The 16,741-nt window shown below is 60.9% G+C and carries 11 protein-coding genes and 3 pseudogenes; 5 read left to right on the top strand and 9 right to left on the bottom strand.

Annotation, left to right across the window (positions count from 1 at the left end):
* Positions 1–498 precede the first annotated feature (498 nt).
* Entirely contained in the window at positions 499–912 is a 414-nt protein-coding gene (locus P0R31_RS33660; protein WP_157287700.1) for a DUF5919 domain-containing protein, read from the top strand.
* Positions 913–1,529: 617 nt separating this feature from the next.
* Here P0R31_RS33660 and P0R31_RS33655 read toward each other — a convergent pair.
* Positions 1,530–3,311: an SIR2 family protein gene (locus tag P0R31_RS33655; RefSeq protein WP_275518971.1), complete on the bottom strand. Its 1,782-nt coding sequence runs from the start codon at positions 3,309–3,311 to the stop codon at positions 1,530–1,532.
* Positions 3,312–3,849: 538 nt separating this feature from the next.
* On the opposite strand from P0R31_RS33655, the gene P0R31_RS33650 reads away from it, so the two are divergent.
* The gene (locus P0R31_RS33650) at positions 3,850–4,206 is read left to right on the top strand and encodes a DUF6876 family protein (RefSeq protein WP_157287705.1); all 357 of its coding nucleotides are present in this window, start codon (positions 3,850–3,852) and stop codon (positions 4,204–4,206) included.
* Positions 4,207–4,300: 94 nt separating this feature from the next.
* Here the strand turns inward: P0R31_RS33650 and P0R31_RS33645 are convergent, their stop codons facing one another.
* Positions 4,301–5,221: a hypothetical protein gene (locus tag P0R31_RS33645; protein WP_275518969.1), complete on the bottom strand. Its 921-nt coding sequence runs from the start codon at positions 5,219–5,221 to the stop codon at positions 4,301–4,303.
* Positions 5,208–5,363, bottom strand: a complete 156-nt coding sequence (locus P0R31_RS33640; RefSeq protein ID WP_157287709.1) for a hypothetical protein — start codon at positions 5,361–5,363, stop codon at positions 5,208–5,210. Before P0R31_RS33640 ends, P0R31_RS33645 begins: the two co-directional genes overlap by 14 nt.
* A 273-nt stretch (positions 5,364–5,636) precedes the next feature.
* On the opposite strand from P0R31_RS33640, the gene P0R31_RS33635 reads away from it, so the two are divergent.
* Entirely contained in the window at positions 5,637–6,293 is a 657-nt protein-coding gene (locus P0R31_RS33635) for a tyrosine-type recombinase/integrase (RefSeq protein ID WP_275518967.1), read from the top strand.
* On the opposite strand, the gene P0R31_RS33630 is transcribed toward P0R31_RS33635, so the two are convergent.
* Both P0R31_RS33630 and P0R31_RS33625 read right to left on the bottom strand, forming a co-directional pair.
* A complete protein-coding gene (locus tag P0R31_RS33630) occupies positions 6,247–8,355 on the bottom strand; it encodes a type IV secretory system conjugative DNA transfer family protein (protein WP_275518965.1) in 2,109 nt (702 codons plus the stop codon). The genes P0R31_RS33635 and P0R31_RS33630 overlap by 47 nt on opposite strands.
* Before the next feature lie 12 nt (positions 8,356–8,367).
* The gene (locus tag P0R31_RS33625) at positions 8,368–9,387 is read right to left on the bottom strand and encodes a relaxase/mobilization nuclease domain-containing protein (protein ID WP_275518963.1); all 1,020 of its coding nucleotides are present in this window, start codon (positions 9,385–9,387) and stop codon (positions 8,368–8,370) included.
* A 26-nt stretch (positions 9,388–9,413) separates the two neighbouring features.
* On the opposite strand from P0R31_RS33625, the pseudogene P0R31_RS33620 reads away from it, so the two are divergent.
* Both P0R31_RS33620 and istB read left to right on the top strand, forming a co-directional pair.
* Positions 9,414–9,827: pseudogene (locus P0R31_RS33620) on the top strand (IS21 family transposase); the annotation flags it as partial.
* A 17-nt stretch (positions 9,828–9,844) separates the two neighbouring features.
* Positions 9,845–10,606, top strand: coding sequence for an IS21-like element ISFK1 family helper ATPase IstB (gene istB / locus P0R31_RS33615; RefSeq protein ID WP_275518961.1), 762 nt, complete (start codon positions 9,845–9,847; stop codon positions 10,604–10,606).
* A gap of 94 nt (positions 10,607–10,700) precedes the next feature.
* Here istB and P0R31_RS33610 read toward each other — a convergent pair.
* From P0R31_RS33610 to P0R31_RS33595, 4 genes and pseudogenes are all read right to left on the bottom strand, one after another.
* Positions 10,701–11,381 (bottom strand): annotated as a pseudogene (locus P0R31_RS33610) (IS5/IS1182 family transposase); the annotation flags it as partial.
* 263 nt (positions 11,382–11,644) lie between these two features.
* Positions 11,645–12,627, bottom strand: a pseudogene (locus tag P0R31_RS33605) (IS30 family transposase).
* 139 nt (positions 12,628–12,766) lie between these two features.
* Entirely contained in the window at positions 12,767–15,031 is a 2,265-nt protein-coding gene (locus P0R31_RS33600; protein WP_275518959.1) for a hypothetical protein, read from the bottom strand.
* Between the two features lie 256 nt (positions 15,032–15,287).
* Positions 15,288–16,433 carry an IS630 family transposase gene (locus P0R31_RS33595; RefSeq protein ID WP_275518957.1) on the bottom strand — a complete coding sequence of 382 codons (1,146 nt, stop codon included), beginning with the start codon at positions 16,431–16,433 and terminating at the stop codon, positions 15,288–15,290.
* Between the last annotated feature and the right edge of the window lie 308 nt (positions 16,434–16,741).

The raw sequence follows: 16,741 nt of genomic DNA, 5'->3' as shown, positions 1-16,741 counted from the left end.
TAATGGCCGCGCCCAGCCGATTAGCCCTTTTTCTCCGGCGAAAAACGCGCACTTGGCCTGCTCGATACTTACACTTCAAAAAACTTATGGTATCAATTTACCGCATTGTTTAGATTGGGCCGGATGACCGGTACTAGATCCAAGCGGAAAAAAGCCATTACGCTTCCCAAGGAAGCTCCCGAGCTCTGGCCCGGCGTATGTCATACGGAGGAGGATTTGGCCGATTTCTTTCGGCGAATCTGGAAGCCTTATCTGCATCTTTTGACAGAACGATACCTGCGCGAAGTGGACCCGCGCCTGCCGGGTGCCATCCGCAACTATCATCGGTCGTGCGGCAAGGACTGGCCGGAAGATTTGAGACAATCATCAAGCTGGGTCGCAAACTCGCCAGGGAACGCGCCGCCAAATCTAAGCCGGTAGTCCCCCGTCAACCCAAGATGTAGCGCGGGCGTCACGCCGATTGCCGCGAGAGAGCGGAACGTCTGTCCCGGCCATTCGGTGACTATCCCTCGCGCGAAAGCATCGCCGGCAACCGATCGTATCGGCGATAAGCATGGCGCTTCAGTCCGTATCGCACTGGTCGATCCAGCATCGCCGTTTGTGGATGTCCGGTTTCCGGAGTTGCACGAGACTAAAGACAGCTATGTCGCAGGAATCGAATCGAACATTGAACGGCTAAAAAATATCCTCAGGGAAAACACCGGCCCGGGAACCCTAAAAATCAAGCTTTACAACGCTGCACCCGGCATCTGCCTTTACGCCACGGAGGATGTTGCTCTTGTCGGAATGTTTCTGGCAAAAACGGATGCCGTCAATGCGCCATGTTACGAATTGTCTGCGAAAACAGAGCTTTACCGGATTTATATTGAGCATTTCGAGCGTGTTTGGCAAAATGCGAAGCCTGTTACCTGAAAACTTATACTGAAGCCGCACGAACGATGACACCGACCATGAATTTTCATCTCGGCCTGACGCCGGGATTCTACCGGATAAGCGCTTTCGCGCTCGCATTCTACGCTGCCACGATTGGAATTGTCGTTCTTGCGAATGATCCACCCAAAGATGCGCCGGGTAACACCGCGTTCTCCGGATCGACCTCGTCCTGCAGGCCGTCGACGCCCAGGTAAGTATCCAACAAGTTGCACCCGCGAAGCGTTAAGCCCAATTGGCTTTCGCCTTTCTTCCAAGCCTGGCCATAGAGCCTGCAAATCGCTTCTGTCGGCCGTCGGGCTTAGAAGTTTCGAGAAACAAGCGCCAAGAGCTTCCGGGCATTCAACACGCGGGCAATAAGACCGAGCTGACAGTCTCCGTAGGCTAGCAAAGCATCGGCAGGTGTTTGAGTGCCGCGTGCACGCGGGCGCCAGATCACCACGCACGGTGGCACAGAACTTCCAGTATTCCGGTTCGAGATCATAAGCGGCAAGGCCATCCAGCCCAGTCTCCGACCGTGACGGGGTCCGCCCGGCAGCCCGCGGCGCCACGATAGTCACTAATTGCCTCGATACATCCAAAGGCATGGGTGGAAAGATTTATCTCATCTTGCCGGCGGCATAGCGCGACCGTAACTCCGCGATATACAGGCGACAGAGTTTCCCAGCATTGAGGATATAGGCGGAAATGCCCAACTGGCAGCGGCCATAAGCCTCAAGTGCCTTTGTTGCGGTATGGATGTGGCGGGCTTCTGGCGTTAGATCTTGACGCACCTCCGAATGGAATTTCCAGTATTCCGGATCGAGGCCGTAGACGCTCAGGCCATCCAGCAAGGCTTCGGAGCGTGACGACGTCCGCGCGACGCCATTGCGGTAGGCGGACGCGTCACCGACCAGATTGCCGAGCTGCCCGAATCCCAAAGTAGAGGGGAGCAATCTGTGCCTGGTTGCGGCGTCATCAGCCAGCCGAAGACCCTCCAGCTGCTTGGCGAGCAGATAATGTTCCTGCCAGAGCCCTCTCGCGCGAAACGCCGCCAGCCCGGGCGAAGCGCGCGCGAGAATGCGTCTGCGCACAGCGGGTAACCGCACGAGCTTGCGGATGACCGGAAGCTGTTTTAGCGCCGCGTACCGGAGAACCATCAGGTATGCCAACCGGCTTTCCGCGAGCGTTTCATCCAGCGCGGGGCAGCGCTTTTTCCGCACGAAGGCGACGTAGCGGCTGGCTCTCCAGCAGGCCATCAGGAATTTTCCGAGCCAAAGCCCGGTGTACATGCGCCACGCAATCTGAACGCTGGCGCGTATCGCCTCATTCCAGTCTTCAAGCGCCTCGTACTCTTTGGCAACGCGCGAGAGGGTGGCGGCGGATGTCCGATAGGCGCCCCGGCGCTCTTCGAGATCAGAGCGAAGTTGTAAGACGCGTGCCCGGCCCGCCGCATCGGGCGGCTCCAGGCGGTCGAAGACATCCTGCGCGACCGAGCGGCAGGAAATCGCCTGAAAGAGTTCGGCGGCCCACAGGCCATACGCAAACGCGTCGCGGCTGGACTGCGCAAAGACGCGATCGACAACCGATTGTCCGTCCCGCGCCGGGATGAATTCGTTCTTGATGTCGAGAAGGTCGCTGAAGGTGCCGCGCACGCGACTGAAGCGTTTGACCTTCTCGGGGTGCTCGACCGCAAAGCGAAGATTGGCGCTCAGTTCGTGCACATCAGGGGTGGGCGTCCGGTCCGGGAGATCAAGCCAATAAAGGTCCCGATAAGCCGTATCGAGCAGAACCGGACAGATATCAAAATCCCGACCCGAATAGCCGATCACATAGACGGGTTTGTCCCTGCATAGGGCGCGAAACAATTCTTCCTTCCACGGAGCGAGCATGCCCTCCTGGCGAAGACTTAAAACAAGCGGTTCTTCCCTGCGATCGACGGATCCATGAATCTTAAAGAAAGGCAGCTGTTCGGGGCGCGGCTTGTCCTGCTCCAAAACGACGGCAAGGTAATCGACATCGGCCTGTGCCAGTGCCGCTTCAAGACAGCAGTCGTAGTTGGTGGTAATGATCGCGCCGACATGCCCTTCCCGGACCAGATGCGCGAGCTTAATCTGCCATTCGTTGAGGGTGGTGCCCCCATAGGAAAGCCTGAAGACCTCATCGAGCATGTCCGGATCGGGGTGGCCGTTGAGAAGCTGCTCGAATGGCGTGGACCACGCCCATCGTCTCCAAATCGTCTGGCCGTCCTGGCGCCCTGAATAGGCAAACAGGCGCTCGAAGATTGCGGCGGCGACGATGCCCCCGGCCGGAAGACCGTTGGACGCTTCTCCCGACAGTCCACTGCCAATCAACAGCGTGGCCCCGTGCAGGTCCTGCAAGCGCGGTCCCGTAAACGACATCACGGCAGCTCCGTTTGGACAAAGCCATGGCTGGATGTCGCGCAGACTAGATGAATTTCATCGCTTTGGCGCGCCCGCGCTGCGGTTGGGCCGGGCTCTATTCGCCTGACGGCTCACCAAGCCAAGCCGTTGCCGCGCGGAAGGCGGAACGTTTGTCTTGGCCATTCGGTGACGATCCCTCGCGAAAAGGCATATTGAACCTCTCGCCGGACGCACTCGGCCTCGGTCCCGCCGTCCCGGCGTCGCTATCACTGCCCTTCGGCACGGGTGCCTTTTTAACCGGTCTCGCGGCCACAGTCGGTCCCGCGCCCTTAAGTGGCGGTCTTGCGGCTGCATGTCTCCCGCTCCGCTTGCCTAAGGCTTAGGGGCGCCGCCCCATCGGCGCGCGGCCAGCACAATCAGCGGGCCGTGTCGTCACTGCGCTCCAGCCCGCACCAAGCCTTCCGCAGATTCTGCTGGCCACTTGCACACCCCGCTCTCGGCGAGGGCCAGGGTTGCATCAGCGCAATCCAACCAGAGCTGAAGAAAGAGAGCAGATATGAATGCAGAGATATTCAAGGAGATTGGACACTACACCGGGACGGAGCACTGGTACCGGCATCCGCTCAACAGCCAGGTGACCTACACCGATGGCGCCAAATACGTGGCCGACACGGCAGGCGCTTATTGGCTATTGGACGAAATCGCGCTGGCCCAGCGTTTCGAGCCGAAGGTGAGTGGTGAGCCATTCCAGTGCTGGAAGCTTGCAGTGTCCGGCAGTACGGCCGTGTTGACCTGTGAAGACGGCAACGGCACCGTGGTTCACAGCAAGGACATTGCTTTCACCGACTTCCCTGAGCCCGGCATCACCTTGTGGTGCACCGACCGGGTCATCCTCCTGCCGCAGGAATATTAAAGGTGCGCGAGGGAGGGGCCCGGCTGCTTTCCGCGCCCCTCCCGTGTCCACTACAGTTTGGGCTGCGCCCCGGTCTGGCGGCGCTGCACCTCGTTCACGTAGCTTCGGAAGTACCCGAAATCAGCACCCAGATTGAGCTTGGTGCATTCGTTGCGCTCAAGGTGAACGTCACCGTGCGGGCATGGTCCGCAGATATGCCGGTTCCTATGAGCACGTCCATCACCACGTCGCACTGGCCCGTGTGATTGATGTCTCGCGCCGCGTTTTCCCCTTCGGTCGCATACGAGGTCTGACAGGAATTGATGTTCGCGCCGGGCGGCGTCACCAGACGCCCGTTGTCAAACTGGAAGCGGTAGACCGGCACATAGACCTGCGGTGGGCCGCCGAGCTTGTCGCCGAGAGCCCGCATGAGCTCCGAGACGCGCGGCTGGTCCTGCTGCTCATAGCGAATCTGGCGTTTCACGCCGAGCACCTGTGAGCCGGACGACGGGGCGCTCACCACCACGATGATTTCTTCCCGGATTTTGTCTTTGCCCGAGCCCGGATACTCGCGTTGAAGGTTGAGAACGGCAATGTAGCTGACCGTGACGGAGGTATTGTCCACCGGGATGCGGAATTGCCGTCGCGACTCCATGAGCGGCCCACGCCTCGCCACGCCGAACATCTGGCCGGACGCGGCACGCTCCATTTGGGTGACCGCGTCACCGCTCTTCGGAGCCGCTGGCCCCGCGAGCTTGGCATCTTCCGCCAGCAATGCGTTGAGCTTTGTCTTGGCTTCGTCGTAGGTATCTCCCGGCGCAATGCCGAGGATGTCCACCTTGCGGTCCCTGGGCAAGTTTAGGCCTTTTGGCGTGTTCAGGACCTGTTTCCATTCGATTTGCTGGGCACTTGTCTCCAGCGGCCACAACGCCGCGAGCGCCAGCGCCGCAATCCATGCGCGTGTCATCGTATCATCCCCATGAATGAAAAGGGCGCTGCCCGAAAGCAGCGCCCCAGATGGTTCACTTGCCGTCATTCGCCCGCTGGCGGGCAAGTTCGGCGTTGTAAGTGTTGCGGGTGATGGCGTCAGGAATGGCCTGCTCGCTTGCCATCGGCGTTTGCTGGTTGCGCCGGTAGTTCTCCTCCGCCACAGAGCGGACGTGTTCCGGGTCAGTCACTTGCAGCTCCCTTGATTGAACAAACAAGAATCAAAAACGCCTCCGGCGGATTCCGTGAGGCTTGTTCAGACGCTTGGGAGCCGCAAGACAGAATTGCCTAAAGTGTCCTGTCTGCAAGGATGGGCCTGTCTTATCGTTGCCTAAATCGGATCGTGATGTTAACAATGCGAGCATTAAATCGCTGAAACGCTCGTAAAATCGGGCGCTTCCGGGCCACTCAACAGAATAGGCAAAACTGTCGCTCCACGTCGTTCTGCCGACGCGGGAGCCACCATGCGCAGTTCATCGCCTTATGACGGCAGTCTCTACACCCGGTCCGGGGGACGGAAGTACCTGACACCGTCCGAACGCGCTCGATTCATCGAGCGCGCCGCGACCTGGCCCCGTCCGGAGGTCGGGACGTTCTGTCTCCTTCTCGCAAATGCCGGGTGCAGGATCTCGGAGGCCCTTTCCGTCATTGCGTCCGCAGTGGAGCGCGAGACCGGATACGTTGCCGTCCGCTCGCTCAAAAAGCGCAAGAAGATCGTCGTCCGCGAGATTCCATTGCCTCCCGAATTATTCGCGCGTATTGCCGAGGTGCATCATGCAGCGGAGCCAGAGGACCGGCTTTGGCCATGGTCGCGCAGCCGCGCATGGACGCTGGTCAAAGACGTGATGAAGGCCGCCGGCATTACCGGCGGCCCGCATGCAACGGCTAAAGGCCTGCGGCACAGCTTCGGGATACATGCCATCCGCAGCGGCGTGCCGCTGAACCTTGTCCAGCGCTGGCTTGGCCATGCGGATATCAAAACCACCGCCATCTACCTCGACGTGATGGGCGAGGAAGAACGCGAAATCGCGGCACGGATGTGGAGCGCGAAGCAGCCGATTAAGCGCGACACCCTTATCGAGGCATCAGTTCGTAGCACCAGAACCTTGCCCATGCCGTGACTTCGTGGTGGCAGAATCCATTGCTCGGATACATCCATCGCAACCAACAGAGCACCCCATAGCACACGCCGAACAGGGCAAGTCCGCCCACAATTGCAGTCGCCGCGATAATGAGGTTTTCCTCGATGGACGCACGCCGCGCAGCTTTGCGCCGTGCCTTCTCTTCCACCATCACGGCCAAATGCGCCTCTTCTGCCTGACGGCGTTCCTTCGCCACTTCCTCAAGATAAGACAGGCGCGCACGGCGGTAGCCCTCGGCGGCGCGCTTCTCGTCCTCCTTCTGATTCCGCCAGATCGCCATTGCCCGCTGCCGCTCTTCCTGGCGCCGCACCACGACAAGCTGCTTAAGCGTTGGAGGCCGGGGATGGTCCGGATGCGGATCGAACAAGCCCCGGAATAGCTCGAAGCGAAAATACGCGACGCACGCGACCGCCAGCGGCTGCATGCCCGGCAGCAGCCCAAGGCCGCGCATGGACTTGGGGTTGCCGAACAGGCGGCCCACTTCATCGGGCGTGATCAGGGGCCGCTTCTGAATGCTCTCCGAAACACCCTGAGTGCGCGAGCGGCTCGTCGCCGAGCTCTCGCTGGTCGAGGTGGAATGGGCGTGGCCCTGAGTCTCGCCCCAATTGCTTGAGGATGTGCCCGTGGTGCCGTTGGGATTGTTGGTTATCGACAAGCCCGTCCCAACCGAAAGTCCGGTGCTTTGACTAAACCCCGTCGTGTCGGTCATGGTCGATGTCAGGCTCTCGGCGTTGTTGTCCGAGCGAATCTGGCGAATGACCTCGCACTCGCCGACGAGCTTCGAGACATAGTCCCGCGAGAAATGGTCGTCATTGCAGAAGAACAGCTTCGTACCGGCATTGGCGACAAGCGTTTCCCAATTATCCTTGTAAAGGTCTTTGAGCTGGGCGAGCGTCTGGGAGACGAACATCAGCTTTACGCCGTATCCCGCAATCTGCGCCGCCGCGTTCTCAAGCGAACGCATTCGGCGCAGGAGCGGAAACTCGTCGAGCACGGCAAGCACCGGATAACCTGCGGCAGGCTGTCCCCGCGTGCGTTCCATCTCCCGGGTGAACAGCGTGGTCATCATCCGCAGCCAGCGGTAATGCGTTTCCATCATCCGCTGCGGCAGGCAGACGTACAGCGTCATGCCTTTGGCGGTTGTCTTCAAGTCCGATAGCGCGAAGGTGGATTTTGAGACGCAACGCTGCATCTGCTCATCGGCCAGGAAGTCAGTGGCGGTGCGAGCAGACGCGAGAACGCCGGTGAGCGTGCGCGGCGAGCTCGAGAGGTCGGTCAGCATGGCACCGGTTTGCGACACGACTCCGCCAAAGGCTGGATTGCGCTCCATGGCAGTTGCAAGGAACGTGATGCCGCTTGGCGCCTTCTTGTCAGGCGCTGCCAGCGCCGCGAGTTTCCGTGCCTGAGCATCGCCCTCCATGATAAGGCGCCGCACAAGGCCGAGATGGCGCTCGGACGATTTAAAGGACGAGCTGGACGCCACGTGGAGCATCAGCCCCGAAAGCAGAGCCCGGGCCGTTTCCGCCCAGAATGGGTCACCTGCGTTCTCGACGACAATGAGACTGTCCGCAATGGCGGCTGCCGTCTGAACCGCTTCTGGATTGGAGGGGTTGAGCAAGTCGAGTGGATTGAACTGCGCCTTGAGGTCGGCAAACGCATCGTCATGTCGGCGCACCTCGTCAAACGGGTCGAGAATGTGCACCTTCTGACCGAGGCCTTCGCAATACGCCGAACCGCTCGCGCGGCGGCGTGCCGTTACAAGCGCGTTCTCTCCCTTCGGGTCGAGAACGAAGGCCGAGCCGGGCCACAGGATAAGGTTGGGGATGAGAATCGATACGCCTTTGCCGCTGCGGTTGGTGGCTATGACGTTCACATGCGTGTCGTCGCGCCACCCCGCCGGGCGGTCACCGGGCAGCAGGCCCATCCAGACCGCGCCCGGTTCATGGGAAGACACTTGCGCGGGTGACTGCCACGCTGCCGTGCCGAGAGGCACAGGCGCGGGCAGACTGGAGGGGTTCGCTAACGGAACGAGAGAATTCATCTGACGCCTCCTTTACATTTCGAGCTCGGGTCCTTCGCGCTCGCGGCCATGCTCGCGCTCATGCTCATTGCGGCGAAGATCCTGCAAGGTCTGGCCGACCTGACGCGCCAGCGCGACGCGTGCGTCGCGATGCTGGCTTTTCAGGGCATCGATTTTGAGCTGAATCTTCTGACGCTCTCTGAGCTGCGTGTTGCTTGACTGTTCGCGGTGCGCCTTGTCGCGCAGGTAAGCCTTGGCGGCTTCCTGCTCGTTCTGGCGGCGCAGCTTGAACAACCGCCCGGTCAACACGTCGAAAATCATACCGAGTCCGCGCCGGAAACGTCCGGCGCGTTCTTTCACCTCGTTTCTTTCGCGCTCGCGAAGCTTGAGCTCCGTCACTTTGCGATCTACGCGCTGGCGCCGGGAGATATCCATCGCCTGCGTCCGCAACGGCTCCATTTCCTTTTTGAGCTCGGCTTTCTTCTGCGCGATGTAGGCGCGTAGCTGTCTGCTCACGCGCTGATACACGAGCCTTTGCGTCTGCCCGACATCGGGCAGACGTTCGGGCTCGCTCAGCTTCGACTTAAGGTCCTTGTTCTTCACTCCGGCATAGCGCGAGAGGGAATAGACCTTGTTCTCCAGGTCGATGACGACGAAGCCACGTCGGTCGCCCCGAGCAAGGAAGTAGCCGCGCTCTTCGAGCGCGTGCTGAAACGCCTGCAAATTGTCGGAGGCCTGCCAGGCGCCTTGGAGCGTCTGTTTCACTTCGCGGGGATCGATCCCGAGGCGCTTGGCCTGCTGCCACTCCGCGAGTGTGAAGTTAAGGGGGTTCTTCCCTTTGTCCACCCGATAGCCGTTGGGCAGCTCCCAGCCGTTTTCGAGAAAGAGCTCCTTCGAGAGCTCCATGAGCTTTGTCTTGTAAAATGGCAGATTAATCGCCCGCATCATGTCTGCGTCGATGCGGGACCAGACAACATGGGCGTGCCTTCGCCCATCTTTCTCATGGATGACGATGGCGCGCGGCTGGTCGGTAAGACCGAGCGTCTGCTCCACCCGGTCGGCTACCGCGCGAAAATCCTCGGCGCATCGCCAGCCATGCCTGCGCCCCCAACCGGCGCGGACACACCACCATCGCCGACCACATGCCCAGCGCGCATCGCCGCTACGGCAAATGGACCCCCGCCGCGGTGATCGCCGCCGGCGAGCGAATCGGCCCTTCGACTGCAGCGTTCTTCCAGGCCGTGATCGAAGCCCGGCCTCATCCAGAACAGGGCTTTCGAACCTGCCTCGGCATTCTGGCGCTGGCCAAAAGCTACGGCGCCGAACGCGTCGACGCGGCCTGCCGGCGCGGCATCCTCATCAAGGCGCGCTCCGTCGCCTCCATCCGATCGATTCTCCAGAACGGTCTCGATCGCTCTCTCTTCGACGACGAGCCTTTCGAGCACCAACCCCTGCGCCACGGCAACATCCGCGGCCGCGACTACTTCCACTGAAGCAAAGGAGACCATGCATGCTCAACCACCCAACCCACGAACGGCTGATCGAGCTCGGCCTCAGCGGAATGGCCAAGGCCTTCGAGGAGCAGCGCCGATTACCCGATCTCGAAGCCATGCCGTTCGAAGATCGGATCGGCCTGTTGGTCGACCGCGAAGCCGCCGAACGCGACACCAGGCGGCTCACCATGCGCCTCAAGATCGCCGCGTTGCGCCAGAATGCTTGCGTCGAAGACGTTGATCTGCGTACCCCGCGTGGCATCGATCGCGCCGTTTTCGCCAAGCTCGTCGAAGGCCGCTGGATCGATCGCCACGAGAACCTGCTCGTCACCGGCGCCACCGGCCTGGGCAAAAGTTGGTTAGCCGGTGCTCTCGGCCACAAGGCCTGCCGCGACAATCGCTCCGTTCTCTATCATCGCGTCCCGAGGCTCTTCGAAGCCCTCGCGCTCGCTCGCGGGGACGGACGTTACCCCCGGCTCCTCAAAAGTCTCGGCCGCGCTCAGCTGTTGATCTTGGACGATTGGGGCTTGTCCGTGCTCACTGCCGCCGAACGCCGCGACCTGCTCGAGATCCTCGAGGACCGCCATGGCCGCGCACCCACAATCGTCACAAGTCAGCTCCCCGTAGACACCTGGCATGGAGCCATCGGGGACCCCACGGTCGCCGACGCCATTCTCGATCGCCTCGTGCATAACGCCCACCGCCTCCAGCTCTCCGGTGAAAGCATGCGAAAACGCAGCGCCAAAACCATCGCCCTTGACGGGCAGCCGTCACCCTGACTCTATCTCCCCATCGGCCGTAGCGGGCTGCTCACGATCGTCTGAGTTCAGTGCTCACGATCGTCCGAAATCAACGCTCACGATCCGTGAAATTCGCATTCACATGGGTGACGAACTGGCCACCCCTGGCGTGCGATAGCGTGGTGGCAACGGAAACCTTGACCCCGAACTCGTAGGGCCGGTGGGCCTTGCCCTTGCCGATGCACTCCACCTCCGGAGCGTGCAGCGAGTAGACCTTCGGTCCACGCTGGTGCTGCTTCTGTTCAAGCACCCGTCGCGCCCGCGCCAGCATGCGCTCCAACCCGATCCCACCGAGCAGGTCAGCGTTGCCACCGAGCTTGCGGCCGATGTCACGGATGACGCGACCCAGATAGGTTCGGAGCGTCTTCAAGGCCCGGTTGGCGCGCTTGAACTGCTTGGCATGGGCATAGCGCTGGTGATTGATCAGCGCGAACTTGCCGACCCGCCCGTAGGCCTGACGCAGCGTGATGCCGGCGGCCTTGGCGAGCCGCACCAGGATCTCACGGGCGCGGTTCAGAAGTCGTGCGTCGGTTGGGAACATCACGTTCTTGGGCTGCACCGTGGTGTCGACGATGGCGCCGTTGGGATCGGACGGCTTGATCGCTTCGGTCTTGGTGGCGACCGCAAGGCTCTCCTGCAGCAGGGCTTGCAGCTTCTCCTCGCCCATGCGCTGGCGCCAGCGCGTCAATGAGGAGCGATCGAACACCAGGCGGTGCTGGAAGAACTCTTCGCCGCAGAAGAACTGTCGAGTGGGCCGAGGGAGTTTCACCCTCAGCCCCTCACAGAACCGGACGTGATACTCTCGCATCATCCGGCTCTGTTACCCAACCGTTGCGTGACCAAGGCGCGCCCAGTGGACGAAGAGCGAGGGGTTGCGCTTCGCAATGCCGTTCAGCCGCCGCAAGCCCCGTCCCCGGTGCCTTTTGAGCGGCTTGTACTTCCGTCGGAGCCAGGCTCCGATACGTTCGTCGAAGTACGTGAACAACTTCCACAGCTCCGTTGGATAGAACGGCGGATTCAAACGGTCGTCGCAACACCCAATTTTTCACTCATGATAATAATTCGTCAAGCGCTTCTGCCGGCGTTTTCCAGCCCAGTGTCTTTCTCGGCCGGGCATTCAGGACCGCTGCTACAGCGGATATCTCGTCGGCGCTGTGGATGCTCAGGTCTGTGCCTTTCGGGAAGTACTGCCGCAGCAAGCCGTTGGTGTTCTCGTTAGTGCCGCGTTGCCAAGGGCTTTGAGGATCGCAGAAGTAGACTTGGATACCCGCATCGATCTTGAGGCGGTCGTGCTGAGCCATTTCCGCTCCTTGATCCCAAGTCAGCGTGCGACGTAGCTCTTCGGGCAAAGTGATGATGGTGCGCGAGATCGCGTCACGCACGGCTTCCGCTCCGTGTCCCGCGAGTGCAGGTCCGTTCTTCTTACGTGGAACTTCGCCATGCCCCGCCAGTCGGGGAAGGTGCAGTAGCATTGTCAAGCGCGTCGTGCGCTCGACCAACGTGCCGATCGCCGAGCTGCCAAGACCGAGAATGAGGTCTCCCTCCCAATGTCCCGGCACTGCTCGATCGGCTGCTTCAGCGGGTCGCTCGCGGATCATGATCTCCGGCGAGACAAAGCCCTTGCCCCGCCTGCGTACGCGTCCCCTGGGCACGCGCAACACGCGCCCGGTTCGTAAGCAGGCCATCAGCTCGCTGCGCAGTACACCGCGGCCCTGAACGAAGAGAGCCTGATAGATGGCTTCGTGGCTGATGCGCATCGTCTTGTCGTCCGGGAGGTCGATCAGCGAGCGTCGGGCAATCTGCTCAGGGCTCCATGCTTTGGCCCATCGTCGATCCTTTCGCCGGCCATGCCGGCGGCCGTTCCACCGAACGGCGGGGCCCGGAATATAAGCTCCGCTCGGGGCTACAACGCCGCCGGCAAGTCTCTCCGCCACATAAGTGCGCAAGGTTGCGTTGAGCGCAAGCTTGGTCGACTTGGGCCGGCCGGCAGAACTGGCCATGCGCCGAGAGCGAATGGGCTTCGTCTTAGAAGCTTCCAGGCTACGAGCTGCTGTAGGCCCACGAGCCTGATTAGGGACCGCCGGGTCCGGATTTCGGAGGTCTGCCTGAAGTCACCACAATCGGTACTCTGCCGCGAGGCTAGCCCCCATGTCGAGCGGCCTGCGTCGATTGTTGATCCGCCTCTGCAACTCGATAGCGCGGGATGTCACTATGCACTGTGGCCAACAAGGACTTACAGAATGCAGGCGTGAGCTTACCGCGGTGAACCACGACGTTTTCGTGACCCATGGCAGCCCGGGCGTTCTGCCACTGCTGATTGTAGCCGCGTTGCGTATTGGACTTGACGTGGCAAGCAGCGAAATCGGCGTCATCGAGCGTTAGCAGCTGCCGCGCATATACCGGCCGGTTTGTATGGATGTGCACCCACATCGGGCTCGGCAATACACCAATGCGCAGCGCCTTGGGCTGCAGCTTGATCTCAAATAGCACCCCTGGCTCACTCTTTAACGCGCGGGGCAGATCCGCGGGCACCAACTCCTCGGCCGCAAGCAAGTGTTCAAGGTAGTTCTGGCACGGAAAGGCGTAAGTCTTCATGCAATCAGTTGAGGTCGAGGCCTTTCGCTCGTTCAGAGCCTTGGCCAATCCCTGCGCCTCAGACCGCATCACCTTGAGCTGGACTATTTTGTCGTGCACTTCGCGCACTTGCGCAGGCTTGAGTAGGACCCGTCGACGAGGGTCCTCCAACGCGGTCACACAGGCTTGCATCTCGGCGGCCTGGATTTTAAGGCGCCCGACCACGGTGTCCACGACGTGTTCGACGTCTTCGGGTTTCATCTGACGGGCCTGCGAGACGGCTCTTTGCTGACCAGCCAGATCGAATTGCAAGAGTTTGTCCAGCCGCTCGATAAGCCCCGTCAGTGCTTCCAACGACGGCGGTGCTTGCCAGATCGCCAAATGTGCGCTCGCCGACGATGACGCCCTCGCATGCGCCTCCTCCGCGCTCGCGAGCCTCCTCGTACCGAGGTCCGAGAGCACGACAACCTTGGCGCCTAACGCCGCTGCCTCCTCAGCCGTAGCGACCTGTCGCTGCGTCCGCCCAGGCGCCGAGCTCATGGCGCCAGCGGCGGGTGAGCGCTTGCCTCTCCCCTTCCTGCGCGGTGTGGAGGCTTCGGCCACCAAAGCCTCGCCGGCGGTGCTGGCCGCTATCGCAGCCGCAGCGTCGGCCGTTGATGCCATGGTGGCCGACATGTTCGGCTGCAGTTCCACGAAGCGCGTGATCTCATCCGCAGTGACCCACGCGTCTTCCCCAATCTGAGCCAACAATTCCAATGGCAGGTCGGCACCTGTTGTGGCACCGCTTAGCTTGGAGACCATGTCCTGCAAGCCCAACGCAAACTCCGAAAGCCGCTCCATGACGCCTTCCAAAACCGCGCAGTGCGCAGCGTCGAGCGCGCGTCCTTTGCTGTATAGAACAGCGTTGGACGTCGAGCGGAATGCCGGAAAAACGTCCTCAATGAAGGTCCCCAGCAGACGTGCCCGTCCATTCTCAGCCATGACGATATCTTTCATGGCTGGTTCGAAGGTACTGGCCTGCGGCTCAATCATGACCTGTGCGAGAGCGACCCGCGATTGCAGCTGCATGCACTTCATAAACAGTGCCCACCCGGTGTGCAGCCGCAGGCCGGCTTGTTCGGCCTGCCGCATCTCGGCTGATGTACTTGGTAAATTGATGGTGGCGGCGCAAACGCCCTGCATGTGCTCTGAGCGCAATGCCTTTTTTCCCCACCACTCCAAGCAGGCCGCATAGCGGTTTGCTACGCTCGAAATCGCACGGCTCAGCTGAGCGGGGGCAGCGCCGGATTGGACCATTCGGTCGAGCACGACGGCCGCACCCTTCCTGCTCTCCTCCAAGGCGTAGATGGTCGAGGTCGCTAACTTATTGCATTTGTCCCCTGCGTCGAGGACGTCGTCGCGGAGGCGGCGAGCCTGGTCGTCGGACAGACTTCTGCGCGCTTCGTGATGGGGTAGGCTTGCGTAGTACTCCAGAACTTTTGAGCCTGCCTTGACGAGCTGATCAATCAGCTCTTGTTCCTCCGAAGGGTTTTGCGCGCGCGCGGCCGCAATACGGCAAGTGTCAAGCTCCGCCAAAAGGCGGTCCATTTGTTGCTTTGTTGCCTTCTCATCGCCTGTCCAAGATATGGGGACTGCCACTTCCGAAGTTTGCAGCTGTCTGGCGACCGGCGCCGCTCTACCTTGAGGTCCAGAGCGCATCCGCTCCACGACGGAGGCGAACGATTGGCTGTCTTCCGCATGGGCGAGACTTGATGCCGAGCGCGAACTGCTCGATTCGTCGGCTCGAGTAGCCCCAACGTGCGATTTGCCAGGCTGGCTAATGCCCGTCATATTCCCATCTCCGATCCAAGCGCGAATGCGAAGCATATTTGAATAGACCGCCTGGCTGACGATCAGCTGACGAAGGCATTTCCCCGCATGCACCGACAAAACAGAATTACCGTGGCTCTCAACTAGAATACCCGTGATCTCGAGTGTTCCGGTCAGCAGACACGCGTCCTGCTTTGCAAGCAGGCTCTGAGTTCGCGGCGCAAAACCCCCGGCCTGAACGTACGAAGACTAGGTTAGCGATTTCTTGGTTTGAATATCAGGCGGCTTCTGCGAGCTTATAGGACCATCTGTGGATGACGGGATGGCGATTGACGTCGTCGATGCCGGCCATGATGCGCTCCTTGCGTTCATGTTTTGAGGCGACCCGGATGTGGCGCAGGACTGAACGGGCGAACTTGGAGAAGAACCCCTCGATGAGATTGAGCCACGAGCCGTGCTTGGGCGTGAAGGTGAACTCGAAGCGCCCGGCTGGTCGGGTGGCGAGCCAGGCTCTTGTTTCTCTCGAGATGTGTGCAGAATGATTGTCGAGAATCAGCTTGATCGCCGTGTTCGGCGGATAGGTGGCATCGATAAGCCTGAGGAGTTCGATGAACTCTCGACTGCGGTGGCGATCCTTGACGAGGGCGTGGACCTGGCCCGTGAGCAGATCAATCCCAGCCAGCAGGCTGAGCGTGCCATGGCGTTTGTATTCATGGTCGCGCGCAAAGGTGGCGTGGACGCCAGGCTTGGGCGGCAAATCCGTCGCCGTCGTTGCGATAGCCTGGATTCCCGGCTTCTCGTCACAGGAGACGATCGTCACCGGCTTTCCCCGCCGCTTTCCCTTGGCGGCGGCTTTCTTCAGGACTTCGACTTCACGATAGACGCACAGGACCTCCGCCATCTTCTGCTCGAACTCGGCGTCACGATTTTCAAGATAGTAGCGTACCTTGTGCGGCTTGATGTTCTCCTGGCCGAGGATCTTGCACATCGTGCCCTGGACCAAATTGGCCAGACACACATGCCCCGCCCCCGGCCCGTGTTCGCGCGCATGGCGCGCCAAAAGCCGCGTCGTCCACAACTCATGCGGATAGCCGTGGTCCTTGGCCTTGTCGCACGCCAGCGACACCAACCAGGCTTTGGTCTCAGGCGTGATGGTAGGCTCCTTGCCTGGCCGCGGGCGATCGTCGAGGGCCGCCATCGGGCCATCGACCAATGCTCGCTCGACACAGCGCTGCACCGTCTGATGATGGACCCCAAGTCTTTGGCCCACTGCGCAGAACGACGGATTTTCCCGATACGCCAGCAGCATCTGCGCGCGCGACACCCGGCTCGCCAGCTCAGTTCGCGACCGCGACAGCGTCGTCAACGTCGCAATCTCTTCACCGCTCATTGCCAATTCGACCGCTCGCCGCCATCCTGCCATGATACAGCTCCTCGTTTCGCCGACCGCAAAACGAGGAATCCGCCAATAAACCTTCCCTTCCATCGATCAGCCTGATCCCAGGATGCAGGTTTCACGGAAACGATCGTCTAGTCGAGCGTTTCCTTGGTTCGAATCATATCAGGCGGCCTCGGCGAGTTTATAGGACCAGGTGTGGATGACCGGATGGCGGTTCACGTCGTCGATGCCGGCCATGATGCGTTGCTTCAGCTCGTGTTTTGATGTCACCCGGATGTGGCGCAACACCGAGCGAGCAAATTTGGAGAAGAAGCCCTCGATCAGGTTGAGCC

Source organism: Bradyrhizobium yuanmingense, assembly GCF_029167105.1.
Lineage (GTDB): Bacteria > Pseudomonadota > Alphaproteobacteria > Rhizobiales > Xanthobacteraceae > Bradyrhizobium > Bradyrhizobium yuanmingense_A.
This window is presented reverse-complemented; position numbering and strand designations above follow the sequence as displayed.

What these genes read in the sequence shown, in the direction of transcription:
- P0R31_RS33655 (WP_275518971.1), bottom strand. Translation starts at nt 3,311, where the DNA reads ATGTCGTTTACGGGACCGCGCTTGCAGGACCTGCACGGGGCCACGCTG.
- P0R31_RS33650 (WP_157287705.1), top strand. Translation starts at nt 3,850, where the DNA reads ATGAATGCAGAGATATTCAAGGAGATTGGACACTACACCGGGACGGAG.
- P0R31_RS33645 (WP_275518969.1), bottom strand. Translation starts at nt 5,221, where the DNA reads ATGACGGCAAGTGAACCATCTGGGGCGCTGCTTTCGGGCAGCGCCCTT.
- P0R31_RS33635 (WP_275518967.1), top strand. Translation starts at nt 5,637, where the DNA reads ATGCGCAGTTCATCGCCTTATGACGGCAGTCTCTACACCCGGTCCGGG.
- P0R31_RS33630 (WP_275518965.1), bottom strand. Translation starts at nt 8,355, where the DNA reads ATGAATTCTCTCGTTCCGTTAGCGAACCCCTCCAGTCTGCCCGCGCCT.
- istB (WP_275518961.1), top strand. Translation starts at nt 9,845, where the DNA reads ATGCTCAACCACCCAACCCACGAACGGCTGATCGAGCTCGGCCTCAGC.
- P0R31_RS33600 (WP_275518959.1), bottom strand. Translation starts at nt 15,031, where the DNA reads ATGACGGGCATTAGCCAGCCTGGCAAATCGCACGTTGGGGCTACTCGA.
- P0R31_RS33595 (WP_275518957.1), bottom strand. Translation starts at nt 16,433, where the DNA reads ATGGCAGGATGGCGGCGAGCGGTCGAATTGGCAATGAGCGGTGAAGAG.